This is a genomic window from Parasporobacterium paucivorans DSM 15970, assembly GCF_900141895.1.
Lineage (GTDB): Bacteria > Bacillota > Clostridia > Lachnospirales > Lachnospiraceae > Parasporobacterium > Parasporobacterium paucivorans.
Genome location: NZ_FQYT01000003.1, coordinates 21,157 through 47,539, shown reverse-complemented (window position 1 = coordinate 47,539; position 26,383 = coordinate 21,157). Strand labels below are relative to the sequence as shown.

Here is a 26,383-nt window from a genome sequence, read left to right as displayed (position 1 = left end):
GAATTGCAAGAATTAAACAGTCTGGATGCCGACAGTATCCTATCGGACGACATTTTGTGCGAGGTATTCAGCGAAGAGGATGAAATATACAAGGCAAGGATGCTCTTATCCCTTACCGACCGGGCCGATGTACTGGGCGTAAAGACTAAATTTACTAAGCTGGTGACCGCCTATAAGAAAGCCAAGGCAAAGTACGATAAAGAAAACGCTCCGGCGGTTATCCATGATTCGATGGAGCGCATGACCGACTTCGGCCACACCAAGATAAACGAGATGCAATGCGGAAGCTGGATAGCCAACGGAAACGGCGTGAAGACATTTTCCCCATTCAGCGGCGAGATCATAGCCTGCTACCATCCGATTTTCCCGACGCAGCGCCTGATTAATGTCGAAACCGGCAAGGAGAAAATCAAGCTGGATTACAAAAAGGGGAACCGCTGGAACAACATCATTGTTGACAAAGGCGTTATTGCTTCGGCAAACAAGATTGTAAGCCTTGCGGATTACGGCGTGTCAGTCACATCCGAAACGGCCAGGAATTTGGTTAGGTACTTATCGGACATTGAAAACTACAACATCGACACGATTCCGGTCCAGGTGTCCACCTCAAAGCTGGGCTGGGTAAATGGAGAGTATATGCCATACGGTTGCAGTACGATATTTGATTCGGAAACAAAATATAAATCCACATACGAGGCAATCCATGAAGAAGGAAGCGAAGAAACATGGCTATCCCTTATCGGAGAAGTGCGCAAGACCGGAAGAATTGAGCCAGCGTTTTACATGGCCGGGAGTTTCGCATCTGCCCTGGTCGAGCCATTAAACGCATTGCCATTCATCGTCAATCTGTGGGGTGATACCGGAAAAGGAAAGACGGTCGCTATCATGCTGGCCGCTTCGGTATGGGCGAAACCGGATGCCGATTATATCACGGATCCCAAATCGACCGTAACGGCATTAGAACTCCGGCTGGACTTTCTCAATAACTTTCCATTCCTGGTGGACGATATGGCGCAGCTTAAAAACAAATATGGCGGAGATTTTTCCGAATTAGTCTATATGCTCTGCTCCGGACACGGTAAAGACCGGGCTAATGCGAGCCTGGGACTGAATAAGCCCACATCGTGGAAAAACGTAATCCTGACCAATGGAGAACACTCACTTGTGACGGAAACCATGCAGGGCGGCGCAATCAACCGAATTATTGATATTGAAATGGGGGACGGTTATATCTTCCCGAATGGTAACGAGGTGGTGGAATCGCTCAAACAACATTATGGCCACGCCGGGCGGAGATTTATTGATGCGATTAACCAGATGGGATTTGATACGGTCCGGGAGATTCAGCAGGACTTCCTGCGACAGATTAACGAGCTGGCCAAAGAGCAGGGAGTGGAGAAGGAAGAAAAACAGACTTTACCGATGTCTATTCTGATGGCTGCCGACATGATCGCAACAGACCACATCTTCCGGGATGGAATCTATTTAGACCTGAAGACCTGTGTTGACATCTTGAAGAATAAAGGCGAGGTGTCGGAGAATGAGCGGGCGTATGAGTTTATCCTATCGGCCGTATCAGTCAATACAAATAAATTCTTTAAAGAGCGACACGATGTTGTCGGCGAGGTGTGGGGAGTTATCGAGGACGAGTATGTAATGATTATATCCAACATATTCAATGATATGTGCAAGGATGGCAACTTCTCCAGTAAGTCATTCCTGTCCTGGGCGAAGAAGAACGGCCTGATCCAATGTGATAGCGAGGGGAGAACCGCCAAACTGAAAAAGATTAACGGAAGCAAGACCGGGAGTCGATGCGTATTCCTTAAACTTCCGTCAGAGGGCCAAGAGTTTATGACCGTATCGGACGGTGAAGAAGATACCTTGCCATTCAATAAAAAATAAGCTGGTAACCGAGTAACCGGGTAACCGAAAAAAACAACCACCCTGTACTAGAAATTAAAAAATTGAAAAATTTTAAAAAAAACATCTTGCGCGTATAGGGGCTAAAAAAACCGGTTACCCGGTTACCAAACTCTGAAAGCTATATATAATAAGGCTTAAAGTGGTAACCAAGAGTTTAAAAAAGTCGGTTACCGTACGGTTACCAAGTCGAAAAATGTGTTACCGGAAAGGAGTATTTATATTTATGTCTGAAAAAGAATCTATATATAAGACTGTTAAAGCAATATATTCCGAATCGTATCTGTTGTTTGAACGCATGATGACGATGGATAGGACGGATGCGAACTCGGAAGCTGCATATGAGGACGGCTTGAAACTGTTAGAAAAGTACAAGGAGCATAATAATACTGTATCGGAAATGATGGCTTTCATCACGCAGCAATCCGACAAGGCGAATCGGGGAGGAATAATCAAATGAAACTATATAACGTATACGAATCCGGGGTACTCATCCCCGAGCTGACCAAATGCAGACGCGGCGCAATAACCAAATACTTCGGCTACACGATAAAGACAGAGGATTTTGTCGGAAAAGACATATTGATGAAAGGCATATATAAATTTGAGGATGCCGGGGAAGTCGAAGCTAAAACGCCGTTTGTGTGCAAGGTAAAGCGGGATGATCCATTTTGGGTGAATTGGGACAAAGCCCGGAAACGGCTGAATCCGAATGCGGAGGGATTAAAATGACCAACGCCGAATTAACTGACCTGAAATACGAACACGAGAAGTTTGAGCGTGACCAGGAGCGCAGGGGAGAATGGATGGATAGGCATCAGGACGATGCGGAGGGGGAAGCATGAGGCTACCGGGGTTTTATAACGAGGATTGCATGGTTGGGATGGCGGAATTTCCAGATAAATATTTTGATTTGGCCATAGTGGACCCGCCTTACGGAATAAACATAAATATGAACATGGGGCTCAAAAAGGGGATGACGAAAAAGCGAAAGCAAAAAAAATGGGATAACGCAATTCCGTCAGCTGAATACTTCAATGAGTTATTCAGGATAAGCAAGAACCAAGTTATATGGGGGGGGAACTATTTTCCACTTCCTACAACAAGGTGCTTTATTGTGTGGGATAAAGGAGAGTCAATGTATGGACGGAGTTTTACCGAGTGCGAGATGGCATGGACATCATTTGATGAAAGCGCAAGAATTTACAAGCTCAACCCGATGGACATAAATCGCTTCCATCCCACACAGAAGCCAATAAAGCTATATGAGTGGACATTGAATAAGTATGCGAAACTTGGCGACAAAATACTTGATACACACGTCGGAAGCGCATCAAGCCTGATAGCTTGTCACAATCTAGGATTTGAATTTACCGGATTTGAATTAGACGGGGAGTATTATTACAGTGCAAAAAACAGGTTAGATATGGCGATGGCGCAACAGGATATATTTAATTATATTGATAGACCAACAATTGAGGAGAAGTTGGCTTATTCCGAATAGAAGGGAGAAAGCATGACTAAGAAAAAAGAATGTGATTGGTGCAACAAGGGTTATAGATTTGAATTTAATTGGATAGACGATGAGGGAAACGCAGTTGTAACAGAAGACAATATGGTTATTGGTGGTATTGCGTATTTTTGTCCCGTATGTGGTAGAAAGTTAAATGCGAATAAGGAGGAATAACATGAACGAAGATAGAGGATGTGAGTTTTGCAAGTTTGAGGGCGTGGATAGCGGATTGTGGCCGTGTAAGGAATGCAGATACAATGCGCCGGACAATTTCCAGCCGAAGCCGAAAAAGACTAATTTCGAATCACTCACGGAAAGCCCGGAGAAGCTGGGGAATTTTATTAATCGAATAACATATAAGTGTATAGCAGGAAAGTGCATGGAGTGCGAAATATACGACGTGTGCAACCATGAGGGATGCGACGAACGCACGACAGAGGAATGGCTAAATCAACCAGCAGAAAGCGAGGGGGAAAGCAAATGATGATGATTGATTGCAAGGAATGTGCGTATTTCAATGATAAAACAAAACGTGGACTTTGCTTGACCTGCATCGGCGGGAGCAACTTCATGCCAATCAAAACCACTCCGGCACCTGACAACATAAACCCATCCCATTACCGTCAGGGTAAAGTAGAGTGCATCGATGCGCTAGAATCCGCCACAGTCGGAAAGGTAGGCATCCGGGCGGTATGTGTCGCAAACGTCATAAAATATCTTTGGAGATACGAGGACAAGAACGGTCTCGAGGACATCAAGAAAGCCAAATGGTATCTGGACAAGCTGATTGAAACGGAGGAAACCAACAATGCAGAGTGACATCAAATTTATAGCCGACCACTACGGCCTGGACACGCAGCTAGACAAGGCGATTGAAGAAAACGCAGAACTGATTGTGGCGATTCAGAAACTTAAACAGGCAAGAAAAAGCGGAACGCTGGCTGAAATCCGAAAAGCAGAAGAAGCCGTAGTTTCGGAGCTGGCAGACGTCTACATAACATCAACGGAACTAAAATACCTGATGGAAATTAATCACGCGGTCAACACGGAAATAGAACGCAAGATTGAGCGACAGTTGGCACGGATTGAGGAGGGGGAATGAGTATGAATAAGCTGAAATTAATACAAGGGCTTCTGGAATTGGTGGAAGAAGAGCGTATACACAAAGAATGGATTGATGCGGAAATAAAGAAACGGCGCGCAAGAAAGCTTGAGGGCGTAAATGATATTCCCTGGTGGGAAGAAGAAAAGTTTAGAAACGCAAGGATGCCCAACAAAGCACTGACGGCGGATGCATTGCGGATTATCGCAAGACTTAGCTTCCATATGGCTAATGGAAAGACGGAGGATAATAATGAGTAGACAGATAAAGTTTCGGGCATGGGAAAAGAATCTTAAGGAGATAATTCCGGTTTACAATATTAATTTTGAAACAAAAATGATGAATTGTAATGGGTATCCGTGGAGATGCCTTGACGAAATTGAACTAATGCAATACACCGGCCTGCACGATACGAACGGAAAAGAGATTTATGAGGGGGACATTGTAAGCATTAGATTCTTCGATGAACAACTTGAGACAATGACCGTAGTCTGGTCGGAAGAGGCATATGGATTTAGATTCCGGTGTGAGCATAACGGATTGTATCATGTGTCAAACACAAGGATGCACGTAATCGGCAACATCTACGAAAACCCAGAACTAATCCAGGAGGACAAACAATGAACGGAGGAAGAATGAACGGAGCAACATTAAGGTTTTTATTAGACCTTGTGAAAACGATGGAAGAATTAAAGGATGACCCGAATAGAGATAAGTTTTGTGTGAACTTTGACGAAGAGTACGCAAAGCTAAAGAAAAAGTTAATGGAGGAAAGCTAATATGAAAAAATGTTGCGGAACGTGTATATATAGCCTGAAAGACAGACAAGGAGATTTCATCTGCGGAAACGAGGAGTGCGAGAACTACGGAGTGCATGACGGTGGGCACGACGAAGGGTGCGAAGATTGGGAGGCGAGGGAATGAGTGATTTAATCAGCAGAAAAGTATTATTAAAGGAATTAGAAAACGAAGACAGCCCATATTAAACAAGTGTAGACATTGAAGATGAAGATGCCACAAAGGATATAATCGAAAAGACACTTAAAGCATATGGGACAATATTGAGAGAAATGATTAATAACCAACCTACCGTCTATGATGTGGATAAAGTGGTTGAAAATCTAGAAGCGATTACGAGTAACATAATAAATCATGAGCATGAAGAATTTACCGAACAAGAAGTGTACGGAATGTTAGTTTATTTTATAGAAACTGTAAAAGGTGGTGGAATAGATGGATAGACCTGAAAAACTAGACGCATGGTTTCGCATGGCGATGAAGGAAATGAGAAGAAATAGTTATAAGGACTTGATTGAAAGTTGGAATATCTTAGAGGAAGAATGTAATGATGTTGAAAACTATATTAAAGAAAAACTTGGTGTTAGTTTGTAGGAAAGGAGTTGTCAAGGATGAACAAACAAGAAATTATTGAAATGATACAAAAAACTGAATCTGCTACATTTAGAATTGACGGACTAGGTGAAACTACTATAGCTACCAAGGAATTAAAATTTTTGATTGAGGCTAGGGAAAAGCAGATACCAAAGTCTGTCATCTGGACACCTTCACATCAATCCTACTTTTCAGCAGGTGACGAAGCTGAACCCTTATGTCCATCGTGTGGAGACGTACTAGAAGATGACCAAAGGATATGTCTTGAATGTTATCAGATTTTAAAGTGGGAGGGAAAGGAATGAGCGAATATAAAGGATGTGAGTTTTGCAAGTACCAAGACAAGGACGATGATGAAATGCCATGCGTGGAATGTTCTCATGCGTATTCGAGTGAATTCGAGCCGATTCCACCCAAAACCAACGGCGAGGCTATCCGGGAGAGTAACGAGAGTTTGGCGGAGTTTATTGATAAAGCCACGAACGAAAGCAGAGATGATTGGTATCCGGTTGGATGTAGAAGTTGCATATACTACAAAACACACCATACAGATAAAACAAGTAAATTTTATGAATGTGGAGATTGTTGTTGGAAAGATGGTATCTTAGCGTATTTTAATCAACCAGCAGAAGAAAAGGAGAATGAAGAATGAAAACATTATCAGAATTTTTAGAGGTGCCCGAGGGTGTGATATTTTACTTCAACGTGAGTGATTCAAAATATAAAATACTTGATAATAAATTATTAGTTAATAGTGTGAGAAATCCGAATTGGTCTGAAACCTCAGTATTTCTTGATAAATTATTGGAGCGTGAAATCATGATACCAAAACAATTTACGGAGGATGAAAAGGTAATTGCAAGAAATCTTCCAGAAGAATATGAGTGGATTGTAAGAAATAAGAATGGAGATTTAAACTTATTCACTACTAAGCCAATAAAACACGAGGATAGATGGGATTTGAGTGCGTATGGAGGATGTGTATGGTTTTGTCTTTCTGGGCTATTCCAATCCATCCAATGGACTGACACCGAGCCGACACTGATCGCAGATATCTATAAATAGAAAAGGAGAGCAAATCATGAAAAAAGGAAGAACGGTAACTCAGGAACAGATTGACGATTTAATTAATACGGCGATGGTCGTAGCGGATGTAGCGTTTGATAAGTGCCTAATAGTAACAGTACAACTTGAAAATGGATTTATATTGACCGAATCAAGCGCCTGCGTAAGCCCGGAGAATTTTAGCGCAACAATAGGATATGGAATATGCATGGATAGAATCAAAAACAAACTGTGGGAGCTAGAGGGATATAAGCTGCAATGTGAATTATCGGAGGAATAGCATGACCAATATAATAATAGGCTTACTAATCGGCTTAGCAGTCGGGGCATCGGCCGGGATAATCATTACGTCGCTGATAACGCTGGATAACGATACGGACTATTGGGATGATTGAGTGTGTGGTTATATAGTCCGGAGATAGCGAATCTGATTGATTGCGATAGGCAAATCGGGATTGTGTAGGGTTAGTCGGTACAATGTAAGGGTAAATAATCAAATGGCTTAAATGGGCAAATTATGAGCATAAGGGGGTTTATATTGACAAGGGAAGAACTCAAACAGATATATTACATCAACGATGAAATCAAAATGTGGCAACGGGAATTAGAACGGATGCAATGCCAATCCCTCGTTAAGGGGCAAGTGCTGACCGGGATGCCGTTTAATACCGGGATATCGGATTCGACCGGGAATACTGCCATCGAGATGGAAACAGTCCGGGAGATAATCAAAGGCAAGTTAGCAGAGATACAGTTGCAACGCGGGAAGATAATGCATTATATCAACAGTGTGCCGGATAGCCAAATGAGGCAGATAATGTACTTCCGCAACGTATCATGTATGAGCTGGAATCAAATTGCAATGGAACTAGGTGGATATAATACGGCGGATTGCATACGGAAAACGTATGATAGATACTTCAAAAAGGACATGGTTAAAACATAAGTTGTCCGTTCTGTCCGTTCTATATCGAGTATAATGTTAATATAAAGAGATTATCACAAGGGCGCTCATTCGTGGGTGCTCTTTTTGTTGCATTCATAATCGGAGTGCACTTGAAACCCAGAGTGTGCTCCACCTCCTTAATCGAAAGGGAATCAAACCATATGAAACGCAAAACATGTGTAAGATGCCCGCATCTGGCATCAAAGCAATGCGGGAAAGTAATTAAGCAGAGGATGAGTAACGGGGCGATTCGGTATATGAGCGTGCCGGACGAGCGATGTGTTGAGAATAAGCTGAAATAAAATTATGGTGAGATAGCTTTATGCTATCGGGTTGGGTATCCCAACAATGCACTAGAGGCGGGACTGTGCGGGATACATGTTGTGACCCGAGAAGGGATAATACATGGATATTAAATTAGATATCATTAAACAACACAACAATTACATGGTAGTACGGATTGGTGGAGCCTATCATCAGCACGCGCATCTCAGCACCTACAAAGGCTGCCAGACATTACTCCGATGCATCAGGGATAACAAGATGCCGTATAGCAGCTACCTGATGGGATCGTGTCGCAGACTGTTGAGTGATACGGAGTATGGACAGTTAAGGGAACGAAAGCAGATGTATTATAACAGTCAAAAAGGTATTAGAAGATAAATATACAAAGTGAAGGAAGGTGAGGTGATGGCGAATCCGGAGAACTTAAAAGGAAAAGGGTTTGATTCTCGACCAACGAGCGAGCTACGAGAGATACAGCGCAAGGGATGCGAACAATCCGCCAAGGTCAGGCGAGAAAAAGCAGACTTCCGAAAGGTCTTAAACGCCTTATTAACCGCCAAAATAGACAGTCCCGATATAACCCCAATGCTTGAAGCTATGGGCGTTAAAAGCACAGTGGAAAGCGCCGTGAACGCGGCCATAATAAAAAAGGCAATGGAAGGCGATGTAAAAGCATATACGGCTATTCGCGACACAATCGGGCAGACGGTCAAATCAGAGATGGAACTGGAAGAACTGCGCATCCGTAATGAGCGCGAGAAATATACAAACGATGTAATGATGGGCAAAACGGATAACTCGGAAGGAATCAAGAGCTTCCTGAATGCAATTAAGCCATCGCAGGACGATTTGAGCAGCCTGTTTGACGATGACACGGAGGTAAGCGATGAGGAAACCGCGCAAGCCGACGACGTTTAATTTCAAGCCATTCAGTAAGCAACAGTTAAGGCTCATGAACTGGTGGAGGCCGGGGATAAAGTCTGCAGAGAATGATTTTGTTATTGCTGATGGATCTATCCGGTCCGGTAAGACAATCGCCTGTATTTGCGGATTCCTTCAATGGTCACAAGAGTTATACTCCGGGGAATCATTTATCCTGGCCGGCAAGAGCATGGGTGCACTCAAAAAGAACGTGGTCAAGCCAATGCTGCAGATTCTTGAAGCATGGAACTGGCCGTATATATATATCCGTTCCGGTAGTGATGCCCATATCGAAGTAGGTACCAATACTTATTATTTATACGGAGCCAACACCGAAGCATCGCAGGATGCCTTGCAAGGTTTAACGGCTGCCGGAGCTTATGCGGATGAGGCCGCTTTATTTCCACAGTCATTTATAGATCAGATGATAGCCAGGTGTTCCGTGGATGGCGCGAAAATATGGTTGAACTGTAACCCGGAAGGGCCGTATCACTACATCAATGCGGAATTCATATTAAAGGCTAAACAAAAGGGCGTGTATCATCTGCATTTCACAATGGATGATAACTTGACATTAAGCCCGGTCAAGAAAGCGTTTTTCCACAATGCATTTACGGGCGTGTTCTTCAAGCGCTTTATTTTAGGTTTATGGGTAGCCTCCGAAGGATTGATCTATCAGACATTTGCCGACAATGTGGATAACTATATAGTCGATGATGATTGGCTGGCCGCTAACCCGATTCAGTACGGAATAATCGGAGTGGATTTCGGCGGAACGAAGTCGGCCCATTCATTCACGTTTACCGGATTCACTTATGGATACAAGGAAGTCGTAACCATAAAGGAGTATTACCGGAAGGAACGCATTAATCCAGCCCAATTAGAAGCGGACTTCTGCGACTTTGTACGCCAGGTACAGATGAAATATAAGTGTTATGAGGCATATTGTGATAGCGCGGAGCAGACATTGATATCTGGACTGGAAGCGGCGGTAATGAAAAACAGAATCAATATTGACATAAAGAACGCGATCAAGGGTTCAATCAATAACCGGATCGCTTTTTATAACTCCATGATGGCGCAGATGCGATACAAGATACATAAGTCCTGCACACATACACGGGAAGCCTTAGAAGGTGCCGTATATGATGATAAGCAGGCAAACAAAGACATAAGGCTGGACGATGGCAAGATGAACATTGATAGTCTGGACAGTATGGAATATACGACGGAGAGCGTGCAGGACGAAATATTATATTTATAGTGAGGTGGTAAGCAATGAACATACGAGAATATTTAGGCAACAACGGATATAACACGATATCGGACGAAACGGAATCATATATCTTGGAATGGCAGGACTGGTATCAGGGATATGTCAAAGGCTTCCACCAGTATACTGTATTTAACGGCCTCGAAACAATATCGTTTGACCGCTATTCCCTTGCAATGGCGAAGCGTGTCTGTGAGGACTGGGCGAATCTTCTCATGAACGAAAAGACAGCCGTTACGACAAGTAAAGAGGCACTGAATAAGCAGCTAGAAGCAATCTTCGAGCATAACAACTTTGACATTCGGGCCAATCAACTTATCGAATTGATATTCGCGTTCGGCACAGGCGCTTTTGTGGAATACATGGACAACGGCCAAATCATTATTGATTACGTGCGGGCCGATATGATTCATCCGTTAGCATGGGACAATGGAGATATCACAGAATGCGCTTTTGCTAGCTCCCGGCAGGTAGGCGGTTTAGAAGTCACATATCTGCAGATACACCGGAAGAATGCGCGTGGATTATATGAGATTGAAAACCACTATATCAACGCAGACACCGGCAAGGATATGGAATTACCAGAGGGCCTGCTGCCTATTGTGGAAACGGGCATATCCATTCCGTTATTCCAGATCATGACGCCGAATATCGTGAATAACATCGATTTAGACAGCCCAATGGGGATATCGGTATTTGCTAACGCCATCGACCAGCTAGAGGGTGTGGATTTAGCTTACGATTCCTATTGCAATGAGTTTGAGCTGGGAAAGACAAAGATAATTGTTCCGTTATCCATGGCAACGATTCAGCTAACCGCCGACGGGGTTAAAAAGCCGGTATTCAACAAAAACGATACGCGATTTTATGCGATACCGGGCGGAAGGGAATCAGATAATAAGATAACGCATATCAGCGTGCCAATCCGGGCAGATGAGCATAACGCAGGCATCCAGAAGATGCTTGATTTATTGTCGTTTAAGTGTGGATTAGGCAACAGTCGATTCCAGTTTGATGGCGCGGGGGTAAAAACGGCAACAGAGATTATTTCCGAACAGTCTGAGCTATTCCAAAACTTAAAGAAGCATAAAATCATCCTGGAATATGCATTGCGGGGCCTCGTAAAGGGAATATCTGCTTTATTGGGCAACCAAAGTGATATCGAGGTAACAGTCAGCTTTGATGATTCCATAATTGAGGATAAAGCAACGGAGCGCACGCAGGACAGACAGGATGTAGCCATGGGCGTTATGTCGTTATGGGAGTACCGGGCGAAGTGGTATGCAGAGGATGAAGAAACCGCTAAGCGAATGATACCGGAACAGGCCGACATATTACCGGATAACCTGCAGATGTGAGGTGATTAAGTGCTACATTCCGACGAATTAGAGGGTATCCCGATTAAACTAAGCGCTGCGGTATCATCCACGGAAGATAGAATCATGGCTGATTTAGTGGAGCGCATCCGGGCAAGCATGGAAATATCAGCGACAGCCGATTGGCAGTTAAACAGATTGCGCATGCTGGGGGAATCAGATGAATATATCCGTGAAACGCTACAAGACCTATTGGGCTTCTCCGATAAAGAAATGGCCCGATTGTATTCCGATACACTTGGACAGGCTTATATCCGCGATAAGGCGCTATATGATGCTTCCGGGGTTAAGCTGATACCGTTCAAAGAAAACAAGGAACTGCAGACCATTATCGGCGCGGTAAAGAAGCAGACTTCCGGGACGTTCCGCAACATAACCAACACAATGGGCTTTGCTAAACGTGTGAATGGAAAGATTGTATTTACGGAGCTATCAAAGTATTACCAGGAGGCTCTGGATGGTGCCATGATGGACCTGACAACCGGCACTTATGATTACAACAGTATCTTAAAGCGTATAGTTGGGGAAATGACATCCTCCGGCCTGCGTACCGTGGATTATGCAAGCGGTCGCTCCTTCCGGGTGGAATCAGCTATGAGAATGGCTTTAATGACCGGGTTTAATCAGACAGTCGCTAAAATTAACGATGATGTGGCTGAACAGTTAGATACGGACTATTTCGAGGTTGATTGGCACGGCGGGGCGCGTCCATCTCACCAGAAGTGGCAAGGCAAAGTATATAGCAAAAAGCAATTAACGACCATCTGTGGATTAGGAAGTGCGGGTGGCCTACTTGGAATCAACTGCTATCATTCCTATAATCCGTTTGTACCGGGTGCCAGCGTGCGAAACTACACGGATAAGCAGCTTAAACAGATGAACGCAGACGAGAATACACCTACTCCATATAAAGGGCAGGAATACACCACGTATGAGGCCACGCAACGACAACGGCAACTTGAAGCACTCATGCGTAAGCAACGGCAAGAGATTAAGCTACTGGAAAAAGGAGGAGCCGATAAGGATGAAATGTCAATATATCGCGCGTCCTATCGTGGAACAAGTGCACAATACAATGAATTCAGCGAGGCGATGGGGATTCCACAACAGCGCAAACGTGTAACAGTAGACGGATTAAGCAAGGTTTAGGAGGTGATCCTATTATCTGCATCAAGGACGTGTAAAAGCGTCCTCTTTTTGTGTCCATAAACGTGCTTGGCGACATTAAACTGCACGGAAATCGGCGACGGCCTTACGGGAGGAATCACATGAAAGAAATGAATCAGTTAATGAAGTATAAGTTACAGTTTTTTGCAGAAGACACGGACAACAAAGACGGCGAGGGCGCCGGGGGTACTGATGACGGCGATCAGGAAGATGAACAGTCGGAAAAGAAGTTTACACAGGCAGATATCGATAAGGCCGTAAGGGACAGGCTGGCACGCGAGAAGAAAAAGGCAGAGAAGAAACCGGAATCCGATAAGCCAGAGGACAAACCTGCAGACAAAGGCACCGAAGAAAACAAGAAGCTGACCGCACTCGAAGAAAAGGTATTGTGCTATGACCACGATATCGCCAAAGAGTACACCAAAGAAGCCATTGCCCTGGCGAAAGCCTATGTTGATGAGGATACGGACATGGATGAAGCTATCGAAAAGGTAGTCAAGAAGTTTCCAGTATTCCAAAAAGGTTATAAGGCAGACAGTGACGATGAAGAATCGGAAGGCAGTAAAGGTTCTTGGGGTGAGCGTCAAAAAGGCAAATCAAACAAAGTTGACCCAGTCGAGGAAGCGTTTTTAAAGCGTAATCCCGGCATAAAATTATAAGAATAGAGAGAGGTAATAAAAATGGCACATACAGCACAGGAAAGATATTCCAAAATGGTAAAGGCAAAAGTAAGAAAAGAACTCGTATTGAAAGATGGAGTTGTATTCAACAATGATTATGAGGGTAGCCCTGCTGCCGGTTCCGTAAAAATCCCGGTAAGAGATACCGAAGTTGCTGTATCGGATTATGATAAAGCAGCCGGAATCACGGGCGCTGCCGGTTCTACGTCTTACGAAACACTCGTTATCAACAAAGACAAAGCAGTTAATGAGATTATCGACGGATACGATGCAGCAAGCGTACCTGATAATTTAGTTGCAGATCGTCTTGATTCCGCTGGTTATTCCCTTGCCGCTCAGATTGATACAGACGGAGCAACCACTCTTGTGGCAGGCGCAACCGTAGTGAATGAATCTGCACTCGACAACACCAATATTTACGGAAAAATCGTGGATATCCGCACAGCCATGAGCAAGGCAAACATCCCTAATGATGGCAAGAGATATCTGCTTGTAACTCCTGATTCCATGGCGCTTGTCCTGAAAAGCCCTGAGTTCATTTCTGCATCTTCTCTTGGCGATGAAGTAAAAGAATCCGGTGTAGTTGGCAAGATCGCTAACTTCAATGTAATCGAATGGAACGATACAACCGCAAACCTTTCCATGATCGCTGGCCATCCTCGTTTTGCTACCAGAGCAGAGGAATTTGCCGTACCAGTACACATCCAGGACCTTTCCGGTTCCGGTACATTTATCGGCGCATCCGCAGTACAGGGCCGTGATGTTTATGGACACAAGGTATTGAGAAGCGCAGCTATCCGTGCGGTATACAGCCCCGGCTCCATTGCTATTACTGTAGCAATCGGTACAGTGGCAGTAGGCGATACAAAACTGACAGTAACCGCAGAAGGTTCCAACACTCTGGCATACAAAAAGAATCCAGCTACCAGAGTAACTTACGGACTGGCTACAGCAACTTATGCCGGCACAGCAATGACCTCCGGTGCAGCTAAAACAATCGGAACTTGCGCAGTAGGCGACATCATCGAAGTTGTTGAGTTTGATGCAAGCACCGGTCTGGCCGTAAAAGTTGGTTATGTAACCCTTGCAACTGCTGATATCAAATTATCTTAATTAAGGGGGTAGTAGGGAATGGCATTTATTGATTATGAGTATTATTTTACGACATACGGCGGCTCCATTCCCGAAGCCGTCTTTTCAAAGTGGGCACGCAAGGCTGAAAATCGGCTGAATATGCGGACACTGGGCAACATTATCATAACTGCCAGCTATGCGGAAAGCGTGAAGCTATGCGCCTGCGAAATAGCAGATATCCTTTATCAGTATGAATCGCTAAAAGGTGCAAGTGGCATGATTTTGAAGTCGTACAGTAATGATGGGGAAAGCGGAACATTCAACGATGCAGAAATGACTGAAGATGCCGTGAATTCCCGGATTGAAGCCGTAATGATAGAATATCTTTACGACACGAATCTGCTCTATAGGGGGTTTTAATATGCCTAATCCTAGTTATATCGATACGGTAACGATTTACAACCGCTATAAGGCTTTAAACAGCACGGAAACGTGGTTTAGAACGGTGCTCCATAATGTATTTTATAAATCTTCCATAGTCCAAACGGTAACAGGCTCCAACATTTTAACCATGGCAAGCAGCTACATCCTGCGGATCCCGGAAAGTGGTAATTATGCCAACCGGGAATCGTGGGAAGCTATGGACGACAAGGCGGGGCATTTTACTCTTGGGGTGGATGACATTATAGTTCTCGGGGAGGTATCGGACACCGTGACCGCCACCAGCCCAAACACGGCAACCAACTTATTGACTAAATATAAACCGGATGCCTTCCGTATCAAATCATTTAGCGACAACTCACGGATGGTGGGCGGGCATTACCGGGTTAATGGTGTGTAGTATGGGGATAAAAACATCATTTTCGTGGAATAAACCGATAAGCACTATTTCCAATTTTACAACCGGAGGCGACAAAACGCAGTTATTTATGGCAAGTGAGGCAAAAAAACTCATGGAGCCATATACTCCTGCGGATTCTCTGGTTATGTCCAGGGGAGCAAAGGCTTATGTTGATGGTGGCAAGGGGATTATTGAATATCCGGGGCCATATGCCCGATTCCAGTATTATGGCAAAGTCATGGTTGGCGTAACAAGCGGAAGTGCCTGGGCCAACAAGAACGAATCAAAGATTGTGACCGGTAAGAATCTCCAATACAGTAAATTTCGCCATCCATTAGCGACATCTCACTGGGATAAAGCCATGAAGTCAGCGCGCGGTAAGGATTTAGAAACGGCTATACAGAACTACATCAAGAAGAAGGTGTGATATGAGTAAGCATGAAGCCATGCAGACGTATCTGCAGGACCACGTTACCACTATTGCCGGGCGGGTCCTTGATTTCAATGTCGGGCGTCCAGAGGTGGAGAGTATTTCATTTCTTACGCAATACGCCAATAAGGATATCAAAAGATATTTGAGCGGCGCGATCCGGGAATACGGTTTCGCCATATTAATCCAGAAGCCATATTCGGTAGATAACGACGATGTCAATATGCTGGCTATGGAAATGGCGCAAGGCTTCCAGGACTGGATTGACGAACAGAACAAAGCAAAGAACTACCCGGACTTCGGCACGTCCTGCAATGTGACAAGAATTGAATCCATGCAGAATATGCCTAATTTATCCGGGATAGATGAATCAGGCACCGTAGCACAGTATATGCTGCAGTGTAAAGTAACATATTACGAAGCAAAATAGAAAGAGGGGTATTGACACATGGTATTAAGCACACTAATGACAGGCATTACACCTGACGCCGCGTTTGAGGGCTGGGTGACTAATGATGATTATGTATTTGCGATTGATTTAGCGCCGGACGCCGTCACACCTACTGCCGTTACGGCTTATGGAGTGGTACAGATGGGTGTTGAGGGATTAGATGCACAAATGAATCCAGTTACCGTAGAAAAACAGTTTATTCGTGACGGAAAGAGCACATTAAAGACTGGATCGCAGAGAAGTTTCAAGTTGACAGGGGATAGGTATATCGGAGACGACGCACAGGACTTCCTTATCGGAACAGTTGGCGCAACCGGACAGGCCGCCATTACCAATTATGTTTATTTTAACATCCTGACCGGAAAAGGCGAAAAAGGACAGATTACCATTATTGTCAATTCGGATAGTGCTGGAAAGTCCGGAGAAAGCTCATCCATCGACATTGAACTGAAAAAAGTAGGTGCAGAACCAGTAGCTTACACATATGCTGCAGCTTAACAACAATTAAGGAGAAATAATATATGAACATCAATGGCATAGAGTTTGAATTTGATTCGACAGATTATCTGCACATGGAGAAGTTTGAGCAGGCAATTGATAAGATGGGAGAAACCGAGAAGGGGCTGTCTGAACTGAAAGGTTCGGCCTTTATCAAGGGTTCCGTCAAAATGCTTGCGGATTTCTTTGAAGATGCGACTGGGGTTAAGGTGTTGGATGGAGTAACGAGCTACACAAAGGCGCAGGACTGTTATTATCAGCTACTCGACGAAGTAAAGCGCCAAAAAGACACGATTTCCGCCAAATATAACCCTAAACGGTTAAGGTAATGAATATCTTAATTGATGCCTTGCCGGAGAGTGTCATGGTTAAGGATGCGGGGTATCCGGTTGAATATGGATTTAGGGCATTTATATTGATTGAAATGTGTATCTTTGACCGGAAACTTACGGAACAGGAGAAGACGGCCAATGCCTTGAATATCTTTTTTAAGGGCGATATTCCGCACGATATCCCGGAGGCGATAGAAACCCTGTTATGGTTTTACAGATGCGGAAATGAGGCGGAAAACAGCGCAGACAAGCCCACGAAGAAGACGGTGCGGCGGTGTTATGACTTTGAGCAGGACGCCGCTTTTTTTTATGCCGCCTTCCTAACCCAGTACGGCATTGATTTAAACCAGATACCGGGCAATGACCTACACTGGTGGAAGTTTAAAGCCATGTTTGATGGATTATCCGAAGAACATAAACTTTGTAAAATCATGGGGTATCGCTCTATCGACACGGCCGGCATGAGCAAAGCACAAAAGAAATTCTATTCCGATATGAAAAAACAATATGCCATTGATAGTGAAATAAAAGTGGACAGCAAGCTGGCACTGGCGAAACGTGACCGGATGATGCTTGATTATGTCCAGAAAAGATTCAAGGGGGTGTCTGCTTAATTGCGGGCATCCCTTATTCCATATATAAGGCAGGTGATGAAACAAAATGGCCAGTGATGGAACAATAAAGATTGGTACCGAACTGGATGATTCCGGCTTAAAGAAGGGGTTGAACGATACCGGAGGAAAGGCCGCAGGGCTAGCTTCTGCCGGATTGACAGCCGCCGCCGCCGCAGTAGCCGCAGTAGCCGCCGCAATGGGTGCCGGTGCGGTTATAGGTGTTAAATATAACAGTCAAATTGAAACGTATGAAACATCCTTTGCCGTAATGACTGGAAGCGCTGAAAAGGCCACGGAAGTTATTGACAAATTGAAGGAATTAGGGGCATCTACTCCGTTTGAATTAACGGATTTAGCAGACACCACACAATTATTAATGAATTACGGCTTCACGGCTGATGGTGCTATCGAACAGATGATGATGTTGGGCGATATTAGCCAGGGCAGCTCCGAGAAGATGACGCGGATCGCGACGGCTTACGGTCAGATGTCCAGTGCGGGCAAGGTATCATTAGAAGATATCAAGCAAATGATTGAATCCGGATATAATCCACTTATGGAAATATCGCAATCAACCGGCGAGAGTATGGCCAGTCTGTATGACCGGATTAGCGAGGGAACGATATCGGTTGATGAAATAACGGCATCCATGGAGAGAAGCACGGCTGCAGGTGGTAAATACTTTGGGTCCATGGCGGCACAGTCCGAAACATTCGCGGGTAAGCTATCCACATTGAAAGATAATGCACTCCAATTAGTCGGGTCTCTGACTGAGGGAATTCAGGCGGGACTTACGGGCAGTATTTTACCTGCTGCAATTGATGCAGTGGCGAAATTAACAGAAGCATTTAAAACGGGCGGCGCGGAGGGATTAATTGAAGCTGGCAGTACTATGCTGACCGATGTCCTGACGGGTATTACGGAAAATATCCCCATGGTCATCGATATGGCGATGCTGGTTATTAATACGATACTGCAGGGATTGACAGAAAACATCCCTCAACTAATAACGGCCGGATTCGGAATGCTGCGCGCTCTTGTTACCGGAATTGCGCAGATGGCACCACAATTATTTGCCATGGCGCTTTCATTAATATTGGAATTTTGCAATCAATTATCATCAAATATCCCCTGGATGATACAGACCGGAATGGGCGTATTGATGGGGCTGGCGAACGGAATAATGAATGCCTTGCCGCAGTTAGTAGAGCAAATTCCAACTATTATAATTAGTATTGTCAATGCAATAGTGGACAACCTGCCGCTAATCATAGGAATGGGTATAGATATTATCGTCATGCTGATTCAGGGCCTTTCAGAGGCCATTCCGCAACTTATAGCGGCCATCCCGGATATAGTTATTGCAATCGTGGATGCTCTTGCGCAGACAGACTGGGCAAAAATCGGCGGAGATATCTTGACCGGAATCAAGGATGGGTTTGTTGCGGCCGCAAAAGGACTGGGCAAGTCATTTACGGAAGCCCTGGGCGGTGCGGTAGACATTGTAAAAGATTTCCTCGGCATCCATTCCCCTTCTACACTCATGCGTGACTTGATAGGTAAAAACTTAATGTTGGGTATCGGCGTAGGTGTAGAAGATAACGCGCCTGATCTCGGCGGTAAAATACGCGGAAGCATGGGTAAACTGGTAAACGGAATCCAGTCTGATGTCGGAAGTGTGGGCGCAGTGTACGGAATTGGAACGACAATGGCGGCAACGTCAAGCAGTAGTAACTCGATGGACTATAACAAATTAGGCACAGTAATGGCGAATGCAATCAGCGGGATGGGAATCAAAGTTGATGGCCGGGAATTTGGCCGCGTTATTGCCGATGTAGCTAGGGGGTGATTACCATTCAGGACATTTATTACATCAATCATTTAAACCAAAGAATCGACCTTATGGAATCGCCCTATTATCTGCAGACGGGTGATTTTTTTGAGTATGAATGGGAATATGACAGTATAGACCTCGGAATGGGTGGCAGGATAACGAAATTCAAGCGAGGGATGAAGAAAAAGGACTTGACCCTCAGTGTATTGGCTATATCAAAAGAAGCCTTTTATGAGGCTTTAAACAACTTTCATGCATATACGGAAGTGGATGTATTAAACCTGCTGCCGGGCAAGTTATATATCGGCGATCAGTATATGACCTGCTATCTTATCCAGTCCAGCAAAAAAGACTGGGAGAAGGATGAGGCGTTTCTTGATTGTACGGTAAGCATGATTTCCGAATATCCATTCTGGAAAACAGAGAATAGTAATAATTTACCCATCCAGAGCGTCATATCTTCCGATAATAAACGGTACGCGGGCAAGTACGCACAAAGGTATGCGAATGGGCTGACACTTAAAACCCTAACCAATGGACACTTTGCCGCTTCGGATGCGCGGATTGTCATGTATGGCCCGATTACAAATCCCAGTGTGATTATTGGAAACAATACTTATTCCGTGAATACCGTATTAAATGCCGGCGAATACCTGACTATTGACACGGCAGCGCGGACGATTATTAAAACGCAGGGCACCGGCGGACAAGTCAATCTATTTAATTATCGGAATAAATCTTATGACAACTTTGCAAGGGTGCTTCCGGGCGTTAATTCTGTGTCATGGGCCGGGGATTTCGCGATTGACATAACGATATACGAGGAAAGGAGTGAGCCGAAATGGATTTTATAATCGCGACAGATAAAAAGGTGGAGCTTGGTTATCTCAATATGTCAAAGACGTTGGATATCGACCTGGGGAACACAAATGATTTTGAGCTCACACTCGACCTGGATGACTGGGGCTTGAATTCGTATACATATGGCTATCTGCTATACGCAAATGGCACGGAATACGGCGGAATCATTGAAGATATCAAGGTTAATACGCAGGACAACACAATCAAATTAAAAGGCTACACATGGCGCGGGTTATTGGTCCAGAAAATCATTGAACCGCCAGCCGGTATTGCTTATAAAACAGTATCAGGGGATGCGAACACGGTTATGGCTTCGCTGATCGGGTCCGTATTTGATGGATTAATCATTGCCGATACGGAATTAAGTGGCTTTACCGTAAATTATCAGTTTGACCGATACACAACCATGCTGGCTGGGCTGGAAAAGATGCTTGCATCCGTGGGGGCCCGGCTGAATATCTACTTTGATGTAACGGATATGCTGGTCCATCTCGGGGCCGTGGCCATCATGGACTATTCTGACACATTGGAATATAGTCAGGACCATCAGATTGACTTCTTGACGCGGGATTATCGATGCGGAATCAATCATCTAATCTGCCTAGGCTCCGGAGAGCTGACAGCCCGGGAAGTTGTCCATTTATATCTACAAGCAGACGGAACAATTGGCTCCCTAAAATATTATTCCGGACTAGCTGAGAGAGTGGCGGTATTTGATTATCCCAATGCGGAAGATATGGCCTCCCTAACAGAAGCTGGTCTAGATCGCTTTGCAGAATTGCTTAATTACCAGTCGCTTCAAATGACAATCGGAGAAATCAGCGCAAATATCGGGGATTTAGTCGGAGGCCGGGAACGAATAACCGGGCTTTCCATGGTTAAGCCAATAAAACAGAAGATACTGAAAATCAGTGGGAACACTGAAAAAATTGAATTCAAGGTGGGTGATTAAATGGGGTTTAAAGCGATAACGATAAATACGGCTGCAGAAGATGCAGCACATATCTTGGCAGAGGACGATGCCGGGCTATACAGTGGATTGCTTGGAGGCGATTGCGTGCTAAATATCGGAAGCAAATTGGCAGCTACAATCGTCAGCAATAACTTAGTACGGCTTTCCGATGGCCTGCTGGTGAATGGCGGTCACTTCGGTCGTATTCCATACGGAGAATACGAGGATGTTGCCGTTGAGAATGGAACGACCGGATACAACCGAAACGATTTGATTGTGGCGAGGCTCTCCACTTCAGGCGGGATTGATACTTTTGAAATAGATATTGTCAAAGGTACAGCCACGAGCGGAACTGCTGCGGATCCAGCGCTGACAACCGGCAACTTATGGCAAGAAGCCGCGCTCAGAGAGATGGCTTTATTCCGTGTCAAGATTGCCGGCCTATCCATTACGGCGGTTGAGCAGATGTTTAGTTTGGAGCCGAGCATTAATGATATGGTAAACGCCTCCACCACAGAGCACATTGTTGGCAAATGGATTAACGGAAAGCCCCTGTATGAAAAAACCATATCATGTGGTGTTATGCCAAATGCTACGACTAAGAATGTTGCGCATGGGATCGCAAACATGGGAATCTGCATGATCGCGGCAGAAAACTCATACATGACAGACGGAACAACATATCTTCCATTGCCATCAGTCACAGTGAACACGACCTTCGTGACGGAAGTTGCCGTGAATGCGACAAACATAACGATTATGACAGCGCAGAACCGAAGCTCATACAGTGGTTATGTAACCCTACGTTACACCAAGACCACGGACTAAGGGGGCGACTATGGATAAAATAACGACAGTCAAACCGGAAATATTAGCCCTTATCGGCGTGATCGGCAGCATTGCAGCAAACTTACTTGGAGGATGGGACATGGCGCTACAAACTTTAATATTATTTATGGCGGCAGACTATATTACCGGGTTAGTTGTGGCGGGGGTGTTTAAGAAGTCCAACAAAACTAAAAATGGCGGGCTGGAATCCAAAGCCGGTGCAAAGGGGTTGTGTCGTAAAGGCATGGCCCTTGTCATTGTTCTGGTTGGAGCCCAGATGGACAGATTAACCGGAACGGATTTTATAAGGAACGCCGTCATTATCGGCTACATAGCAAACGAGGGTATTTCCATAATAGAAAACGCTGGGCTGATGGGATTGAAAGTACCGGCTCCGTTACGAAATGCAATCGATATATTGATAAAGAAATCGGAGGAATAAATATGCAGAACAGATGGAAGTCAAAAGTATTATGGGTAGCAATCATAGCACAGGTAGTGTCGATTTTAGTATTAGTCGGTGTAATTGATATCGGAGTGGGCGACCAGATTCAACAAGTCGGGGCGTTATTGCTTCAGATACTGACAATTCTCGGAGTGGTTAATAATCCGACCGATGCAGAGCAGTTATAGGGGGAAATAATATGAGCAAAATAATTTGTTTAGATGCGGGCCACGGTTTAAAGACCGCCGGCAAGATAACTTTATCCGGCATCCACGAATGGGAACTCAATAATAAGGTATGCAATTACATTACGGAAATCCTGACCGCCTGCGGTGTAACGGTTGTCCGGGTGGATGATATTACCGGGAATACAGACGTTCCCCTGGCTACCAGGATGGCAAAGATTAAAGCACTCAATCCGATTGCTTCCGTGTCAATACATCATAACGCCGGTGGAGGATTAGGCATTGAGTCATGGGTTAGAAACGGAGCCAGAGCGGACTCCATCGCCATTGCTAAATTAATGACGGAAAAGGTGTCTGCAAGTACCGGCCTCCGTAATCGTGGCGTTAAATATGGATTGCTTTACATGACAACAATCTGCAATTTCCCAACAATCTTATTTGAGGGTGGCTTCATGGATTCAGCCGACATGGATTATATCGTCACGGAAGCAGGGCAAAGAGCATACGCAAAAGGTGTGGCTGATACTCTGATAGCCTATTTCGGATTAGTGGCTGAAACAGTCAATAATGAGCCGGTAGTTGCTACTCCGGTAGTTGCGCCAGCACCTACTCCGGCAGTTGTCAAGCCGGGTATCGATGTTACCTATCAGGTGGGCAATTCAAGGGGCGCATGGCTTCCGAATGTTGTAAACGATTCAGATTATGCCGGAATAGAAAACAGAGCGATTCAAGGCATCATGGCATCGTTATCGAAAGGCTCTATCCGGTATCGTGTCCATACAATAGGCGGCGGCTGGCTTCCATTTGTAAATGACCGGACAGACTTTGCCGGAGTATGGGGCAGAAATATTGACGGTGTACAGATGGCATTGAATAACTTGCCGGGATATAGCGTACAGTACCGGGTGTCGCTGATAGGCTCAACCGACTATCTTCCGTGGGTGGCTGATTTATCGGATTATGCCGGGATCTTCGGCAGACAGATTGACAAATTACAGATACGGATAGCATAGGAGGGCACACATGATAACATTAGATATGAGCAAAAAACTCATTACTGTACCGATTACCGACCAGGCATTTGATACGACTTCGGGCATCGTGACACTTTCCGTATTAATCACCACAGACGGCACGGCCCCATACGACCTGACCGGAAAGACCGTGACCGCCCGGTTTAATCCGGCAGAAGTGGAATCGGCTGTCCTGAGTGTAGTGGACGGAAAGGTGCAGCTTCCGGTTTATTCCAATTACTTGAAACCGGCGATAAACTATATCCAGCTGATTGTCCGCGAGGGTGATACAGTAGACCCGGCGCCGATGCTTAAATGGGCAGTCGGCACAGGGCTTAAAGGCACTACTCCGGCTACCGGCGCACCGGACATCGTTACGGCGCTGATCGCGGAAGTTACGGCTGCAGTCGATAGCCTCGCCACAGTCCAATCCGCTTGCGAAACCGCCCAGACGGGTGCGGAGTTGGCTGAGAGTAATGCGGAAACGAGCGCAACGAATGCATCCACAAGTGCCGCCAATGCCTTGTTATCGGAACAGAATGCTTTGACTTCGGAACAACACGCAAAGACTTCTGAGGATAATGCTCTCGGAGTATATAACGATATTGTGGACGGAGAGGCTGGGAGAAATGCGAATGAATCAGTCCGAATTTCAAACGAAAACGCCCGAAACGTATTTGAAACCTATTCCGCAGTAAAAGCCTATGTAGTCAATAATAAAGTGGCTTACAACGGCTCGTCCTACGTCTGTATTTTGGCAAGCACAGGTAATCTTCCTACTAATGCGACTTATTGGCTACCTATTGCGTTAAAGGGTGATTATAGTGGAGATATTATCCCATTCACCGACACAAACTCATTTTATCCTACTGATGAGGTGGGGGATGCGTTGGTTTATGCTGGTACAAAGTTAAATTTCCCAGCTACTAATTTAGTTACGAATGGGGATTTTAGTAATGGGACTACGGGATGGACTCCATATTTGGGTGCATCATTATCTGCAAGCAATAATACTATGTCAATTAAAGGCACAGGCGCAGATTATTATGTTCGTGCATTTAATAACACAAGCATTGACTGTGTTACGGGCAAAAAAGTTTACACTAAAATAATGGCACGAGTAACAAATGAATCCTGTCTATTACTTTATCCTCGATTAGTTGGTTCAACTGGTGGCACGGCAATTATTAACGGACAGAGTTCTCCCGTTGCCAATCAATGGTATACTTTTAATTCGGTAAGTGTTATTACAAACCAAGCTGGGGTATTTCAAGTTGGAATTGGTCACCAATATGCAGAGTTAGCAATTGCACTAGATAAAGTCGCTGAGGTTAAATATGTATTAGCCATTGACCTAACAGCCACATTCGGTGCTGGAAACGAACCATCCCTGGCTGAAATGGATGCAATCATGGCAAACTATCCGAACAGTTGGTTTGACGGTACAGTGAATCCATTGTTGACAAGCAGGCAGATGTATAACGATAAGGCGAGTAAGGTACAAGAAGCATGGATTACTCCGACATTGTTGAATGGGTGGGTTGACGTTGGCAGTGCAGATGGAACATTTGGTTATCGCAAGAACTCATTTGGCGAATTAGAATTTAAGGGTGGTATAACTGGTGGAGCAGAAAATACAATTGCATTTAATTTGCAAGCTAATTATGTGCCATCTAAAAATAAATATTCATTAGTTGTGAGCACTCTTAGTTTTGGAGTCATATATGTTAATTCCGACAGCTCAGTGTTGGTGCGAATAAAGGGAGCTGGAACTACAAGGGTTAGTTTTGACAATGTAACAATTAGATTATCATGATGAGAGGAGAATTAAATGACACGCGTAATAGACAAACAAACAAACTTATTCATCCGTGATGATTTCACGTTTGACGAATTAACAGAAATTGGATTAGATGTAGAACCGGCACAAGGTTTCTACCATCCGAAATGGGATTTTATAACAGAAACATGGGCGGAGGGATTAACAGTTGAGGAAATAGAAGCAATCAAGTCAAGTGTAACCACAATACCATCCGATATGGAACGGTTGCAAGCAGTAGAATCAGCACTCTTGGAAATGATGGGGGTAGTATTATGATAGACTTTCTAGTAATGCAGATTCAGATGGGGCACATTACAATTGAGCAAGTGCCAGAGAAGTATAGAGAGTTAGTACGGATAGCTTTGGAACAGTAGGAAACGCCCCTCTTCGGAGGGGTTATTTTTGATTGGAATCGACCACACTTTCACACGTTAATACAAGTATGTTTAGTCAAAGTTTAGTCAAAAAATCCTACAAGCTATATTCTATCGGTATCGTAGAGGTTGAAGCACCTGACTCTTAATCAGGGTGTGCAGGGTTCGATCCCCTGGAGGCGCATT

43 protein-coding genes are annotated in these 26,383 nt (G+C 44.6%); all 43 read left to right on the top strand.

Features of this window, described 5'->3' with window-relative positions:
* Positions 1-3 precede the first annotated feature (3 nt).
* A complete protein-coding gene (locus BUA79_RS01325; RefSeq protein WP_073992564.1) occupies positions 4-1,905 on the top strand; it encodes a DUF927 domain-containing protein in 1,902 nt (633 codons plus the stop codon).
* A 244-nt stretch (positions 1,906-2,149) separates the two neighbouring features.
* The gene (locus tag BUA79_RS01320; protein ID WP_073992563.1) at positions 2,150-2,383 is read left to right on the top strand and encodes a hypothetical protein; all 234 of its coding nucleotides are present in this window, start codon (positions 2,150-2,152) and stop codon (positions 2,381-2,383) included.
* Positions 2,380-2,655 (top strand): hypothetical protein, encoded by a 276-nt coding sequence (locus BUA79_RS01315; protein WP_073992562.1) that lies wholly within the window; start codon positions 2,380-2,382, stop codon positions 2,653-2,655. Before BUA79_RS01320 ends, BUA79_RS01315 begins: the two co-directional genes overlap by 4 nt.
* Positions 2,656-2,764: 109 nt before the next feature.
* Positions 2,765-3,427: a DNA methyltransferase gene (locus tag BUA79_RS01310; RefSeq protein WP_073992561.1), complete on the top strand. Its 663-nt coding sequence runs from the start codon at positions 2,765-2,767 to the stop codon at positions 3,425-3,427.
* Between the two features lie 12 nt (positions 3,428-3,439).
* The gene (locus BUA79_RS12425) at positions 3,440-3,610 is read left to right on the top strand and encodes a hypothetical protein (protein WP_178138511.1); all 171 of its coding nucleotides are present in this window, start codon (positions 3,440-3,442) and stop codon (positions 3,608-3,610) included.
* 1 nt (position 3,611) lies between these two features.
* Positions 3,612-3,920: a hypothetical protein gene (locus BUA79_RS01305; protein WP_073992560.1), complete on the top strand. Its 309-nt coding sequence runs from the start codon at positions 3,612-3,614 to the stop codon at positions 3,918-3,920.
* A complete protein-coding gene (locus BUA79_RS01300) occupies positions 3,917-4,255 on the top strand; it encodes a DUF3310 domain-containing protein (protein ID WP_242941623.1) in 339 nt (112 codons plus the stop codon). The genes BUA79_RS01305 and BUA79_RS01300 overlap by 4 nt, the downstream gene beginning before the upstream one ends.
* Positions 4,245-4,538 carry a nucleoside triphosphate pyrophosphohydrolase family protein gene (locus tag BUA79_RS01295; RefSeq protein WP_073992559.1) on the top strand — a complete coding sequence of 98 codons (294 nt, stop codon included), beginning with the start codon at positions 4,245-4,247 and terminating at the stop codon, positions 4,536-4,538. Before BUA79_RS01300 ends, BUA79_RS01295 begins: the two co-directional genes overlap by 11 nt.
* The gene (locus BUA79_RS01290) at positions 4,535-4,798 is read left to right on the top strand and encodes a hypothetical protein (RefSeq protein WP_094757251.1); all 264 of its coding nucleotides are present in this window, start codon (positions 4,535-4,537) and stop codon (positions 4,796-4,798) included. Before BUA79_RS01295 ends, BUA79_RS01290 begins: the two co-directional genes overlap by 4 nt.
* A complete protein-coding gene (locus BUA79_RS01285) occupies positions 4,791-5,162 on the top strand; it encodes a YopX family protein (RefSeq protein ID WP_073992557.1) in 372 nt (123 codons plus the stop codon). The genes BUA79_RS01290 and BUA79_RS01285 overlap by 8 nt, the downstream gene beginning before the upstream one ends.
* The gene (locus BUA79_RS12420; protein WP_178138510.1) at positions 5,159-5,317 is read left to right on the top strand and encodes a hypothetical protein; all 159 of its coding nucleotides are present in this window, start codon (positions 5,159-5,161) and stop codon (positions 5,315-5,317) included. The genes BUA79_RS01285 and BUA79_RS12420 overlap by 4 nt, the downstream gene beginning before the upstream one ends.
* A gap of 1 nt (position 5,318) precedes the next feature.
* Positions 5,319-5,462: a hypothetical protein gene (locus BUA79_RS12415; RefSeq protein ID WP_178138509.1), complete on the top strand. Its 144-nt coding sequence runs from the start codon at positions 5,319-5,321 to the stop codon at positions 5,460-5,462.
* A gap of 146 nt (positions 5,463-5,608) precedes the next feature.
* Positions 5,609-5,779, top strand: a complete 171-nt coding sequence (locus BUA79_RS12330; protein ID WP_178138508.1) for a hypothetical protein — start codon at positions 5,609-5,611, stop codon at positions 5,777-5,779.
* Positions 5,772-5,930 (top strand): hypothetical protein, encoded by a 159-nt coding sequence (locus tag BUA79_RS12410; RefSeq protein ID WP_178138507.1) that lies wholly within the window; start codon positions 5,772-5,774, stop codon positions 5,928-5,930. Before BUA79_RS12330 ends, BUA79_RS12410 begins: the two co-directional genes overlap by 8 nt.
* A 17-nt stretch (positions 5,931-5,947) precedes the next feature.
* Positions 5,948-6,235 carry a hypothetical protein gene (locus BUA79_RS01280; protein WP_073992556.1) on the top strand — a complete coding sequence of 96 codons (288 nt, stop codon included), beginning with the start codon at positions 5,948-5,950 and terminating at the stop codon, positions 6,233-6,235.
* On the top strand, positions 6,232-6,582 hold the full coding sequence (locus BUA79_RS01275) for a hypothetical protein (protein ID WP_073992555.1): 351 nt from the start codon (positions 6,232-6,234) through the stop codon (positions 6,580-6,582). Before BUA79_RS01280 ends, BUA79_RS01275 begins: the two co-directional genes overlap by 4 nt.
* Entirely contained in the window at positions 6,579-6,995 is a 417-nt protein-coding gene (locus tag BUA79_RS01270) for a hypothetical protein (RefSeq protein ID WP_073992554.1), read from the top strand. Before BUA79_RS01275 ends, BUA79_RS01270 begins: the two co-directional genes overlap by 4 nt.
* Positions 6,996-7,011: 16 nt before the next feature.
* The gene (locus BUA79_RS01265; RefSeq protein WP_073992553.1) at positions 7,012-7,275 is read left to right on the top strand and encodes a Gp49 family protein; all 264 of its coding nucleotides are present in this window, start codon (positions 7,012-7,014) and stop codon (positions 7,273-7,275) included.
* A 258-nt stretch (positions 7,276-7,533) separates the two neighbouring features.
* Positions 7,534-7,941: a hypothetical protein gene (locus BUA79_RS01260; protein ID WP_073992552.1), complete on the top strand. Its 408-nt coding sequence runs from the start codon at positions 7,534-7,536 to the stop codon at positions 7,939-7,941.
* A gap of 161 nt (positions 7,942-8,102) precedes the next feature.
* The gene (locus tag BUA79_RS12405; protein WP_178138506.1) at positions 8,103-8,243 is read left to right on the top strand and encodes a hypothetical protein; all 141 of its coding nucleotides are present in this window, start codon (positions 8,103-8,105) and stop codon (positions 8,241-8,243) included.
* Positions 8,244-8,346: 103 nt separating this feature from the next.
* Positions 8,347-8,604, top strand: coding sequence for a hypothetical protein (locus BUA79_RS01255; RefSeq protein WP_073992551.1), 258 nt, complete (start codon positions 8,347-8,349; stop codon positions 8,602-8,604).
* Between the two features lie 27 nt (positions 8,605-8,631).
* Positions 8,632-9,144 carry a hypothetical protein gene (locus tag BUA79_RS01250; protein ID WP_073992550.1) on the top strand — a complete coding sequence of 171 codons (513 nt, stop codon included), beginning with the start codon at positions 8,632-8,634 and terminating at the stop codon, positions 9,142-9,144.
* Entirely contained in the window at positions 9,113-10,411 is a 1,299-nt protein-coding gene (locus BUA79_RS01245) for a PBSX family phage terminase large subunit (protein WP_073992549.1), read from the top strand. The genes BUA79_RS01250 and BUA79_RS01245 overlap by 32 nt, the downstream gene beginning before the upstream one ends.
* A 14-nt stretch (positions 10,412-10,425) precedes the next feature.
* Complete coding sequence (locus BUA79_RS01240; protein ID WP_073992548.1) at positions 10,426-11,778, top strand: phage portal protein; 1,353 nt, start codon at positions 10,426-10,428, stop codon at positions 11,776-11,778.
* Between the two features lie 9 nt (positions 11,779-11,787).
* Entirely contained in the window at positions 11,788-12,945 is a 1,158-nt protein-coding gene (locus BUA79_RS01235) for a phage minor capsid protein (RefSeq protein ID WP_094757249.1), read from the top strand.
* 119 nt (positions 12,946-13,064) lie between these two features.
* A complete protein-coding gene (locus BUA79_RS01230; protein WP_073992547.1) occupies positions 13,065-13,622 on the top strand; it encodes a hypothetical protein in 558 nt (185 codons plus the stop codon).
* Positions 13,623-13,643: 21 nt separating this feature from the next.
* Positions 13,644-14,756: a hypothetical protein gene (locus BUA79_RS01225; RefSeq protein ID WP_073992546.1), complete on the top strand. Its 1,113-nt coding sequence runs from the start codon at positions 13,644-13,646 to the stop codon at positions 14,754-14,756.
* A gap of 18 nt (positions 14,757-14,774) precedes the next feature.
* Entirely contained in the window at positions 14,775-15,137 is a 363-nt protein-coding gene (locus BUA79_RS01220; RefSeq protein WP_073992545.1) for a head-tail connector protein, read from the top strand.
* 1 nt (position 15,138) lies between these two features.
* The gene (locus tag BUA79_RS12325) at positions 15,139-15,558 is read left to right on the top strand and encodes a DUF6751 family protein (protein ID WP_073992544.1); all 420 of its coding nucleotides are present in this window, start codon (positions 15,139-15,141) and stop codon (positions 15,556-15,558) included.
* Position 15,559: 1 nt separating this feature from the next.
* On the top strand, positions 15,560-15,985 hold the full coding sequence (locus BUA79_RS01210) for a minor capsid protein (protein WP_073992543.1): 426 nt from the start codon (positions 15,560-15,562) through the stop codon (positions 15,983-15,985).
* Position 15,986: 1 nt separating this feature from the next.
* Positions 15,987-16,418: a hypothetical protein gene (locus BUA79_RS01205; RefSeq protein WP_073992542.1), complete on the top strand. Its 432-nt coding sequence runs from the start codon at positions 15,987-15,989 to the stop codon at positions 16,416-16,418.
* Between the two features lie 18 nt (positions 16,419-16,436).
* Entirely contained in the window at positions 16,437-16,937 is a 501-nt protein-coding gene (locus BUA79_RS01200; RefSeq protein WP_073992541.1) for a phage tail tube protein, read from the top strand.
* A gap of 23 nt (positions 16,938-16,960) precedes the next feature.
* Complete coding sequence (locus tag BUA79_RS01195; protein ID WP_073992540.1) at positions 16,961-17,266, top strand: DUF6673 family protein; 306 nt, start codon at positions 16,961-16,963, stop codon at positions 17,264-17,266.
* Complete coding sequence (locus tag BUA79_RS01190; RefSeq protein WP_073992539.1) at positions 17,266-17,883, top strand: bacteriophage Gp15 family protein; 618 nt, start codon at positions 17,266-17,268, stop codon at positions 17,881-17,883. The genes BUA79_RS01195 and BUA79_RS01190 overlap by 1 nt, the downstream gene beginning before the upstream one ends.
* A gap of 46 nt (positions 17,884-17,929) precedes the next feature.
* On the top strand, positions 17,930-19,732 hold the full coding sequence (locus BUA79_RS01185; protein ID WP_073992538.1) for a tape measure protein: 1,803 nt from the start codon (positions 17,930-17,932) through the stop codon (positions 19,730-19,732).
* On the top strand, positions 19,729-20,571 hold the full coding sequence (locus BUA79_RS01180; RefSeq protein ID WP_073992537.1) for a phage tail family protein: 843 nt from the start codon (positions 19,729-19,731) through the stop codon (positions 20,569-20,571). Before BUA79_RS01185 ends, BUA79_RS01180 begins: the two co-directional genes overlap by 4 nt.
* Entirely contained in the window at positions 20,559-21,530 is a 972-nt protein-coding gene (locus tag BUA79_RS01175) for a Gp37-like protein (RefSeq protein ID WP_073992536.1), read from the top strand. Before BUA79_RS01180 ends, BUA79_RS01175 begins: the two co-directional genes overlap by 13 nt.
* Entirely contained in the window at positions 21,531-22,358 is an 828-nt protein-coding gene (locus BUA79_RS01170; protein ID WP_073992535.1) for a hypothetical protein, read from the top strand. It begins immediately after the preceding gene.
* A 10-nt stretch (positions 22,359-22,368) separates the two neighbouring features.
* Positions 22,369-22,800 (top strand): phage holin family protein, encoded by a 432-nt coding sequence (locus BUA79_RS01165; RefSeq protein ID WP_073992534.1) that lies wholly within the window; start codon positions 22,369-22,371, stop codon positions 22,798-22,800.
* A gap of 2 nt (positions 22,801-22,802) precedes the next feature.
* Positions 22,803-22,991, top strand: a complete 189-nt coding sequence (locus BUA79_RS01160; RefSeq protein WP_073992533.1) for a phage holin family protein — start codon at positions 22,803-22,805, stop codon at positions 22,989-22,991.
* Positions 22,992-23,002: 11 nt separating this feature from the next.
* The gene (locus BUA79_RS01155; protein ID WP_073992532.1) at positions 23,003-24,001 is read left to right on the top strand and encodes an N-acetylmuramoyl-L-alanine amidase; all 999 of its coding nucleotides are present in this window, start codon (positions 23,003-23,005) and stop codon (positions 23,999-24,001) included.
* A gap of 10 nt (positions 24,002-24,011) precedes the next feature.
* Positions 24,012-25,817 (top strand): hypothetical protein, encoded by a 1,806-nt coding sequence (locus BUA79_RS01150; RefSeq protein WP_073992531.1) that lies wholly within the window; start codon positions 24,012-24,014, stop codon positions 25,815-25,817.
* A 15-nt stretch (positions 25,818-25,832) separates the two neighbouring features.
* Positions 25,833-26,099, top strand: coding sequence for a hypothetical protein (locus tag BUA79_RS01145; RefSeq protein ID WP_073992530.1), 267 nt, complete (start codon positions 25,833-25,835; stop codon positions 26,097-26,099).
* Positions 26,100-26,383 lie beyond the last annotated feature (284 nt).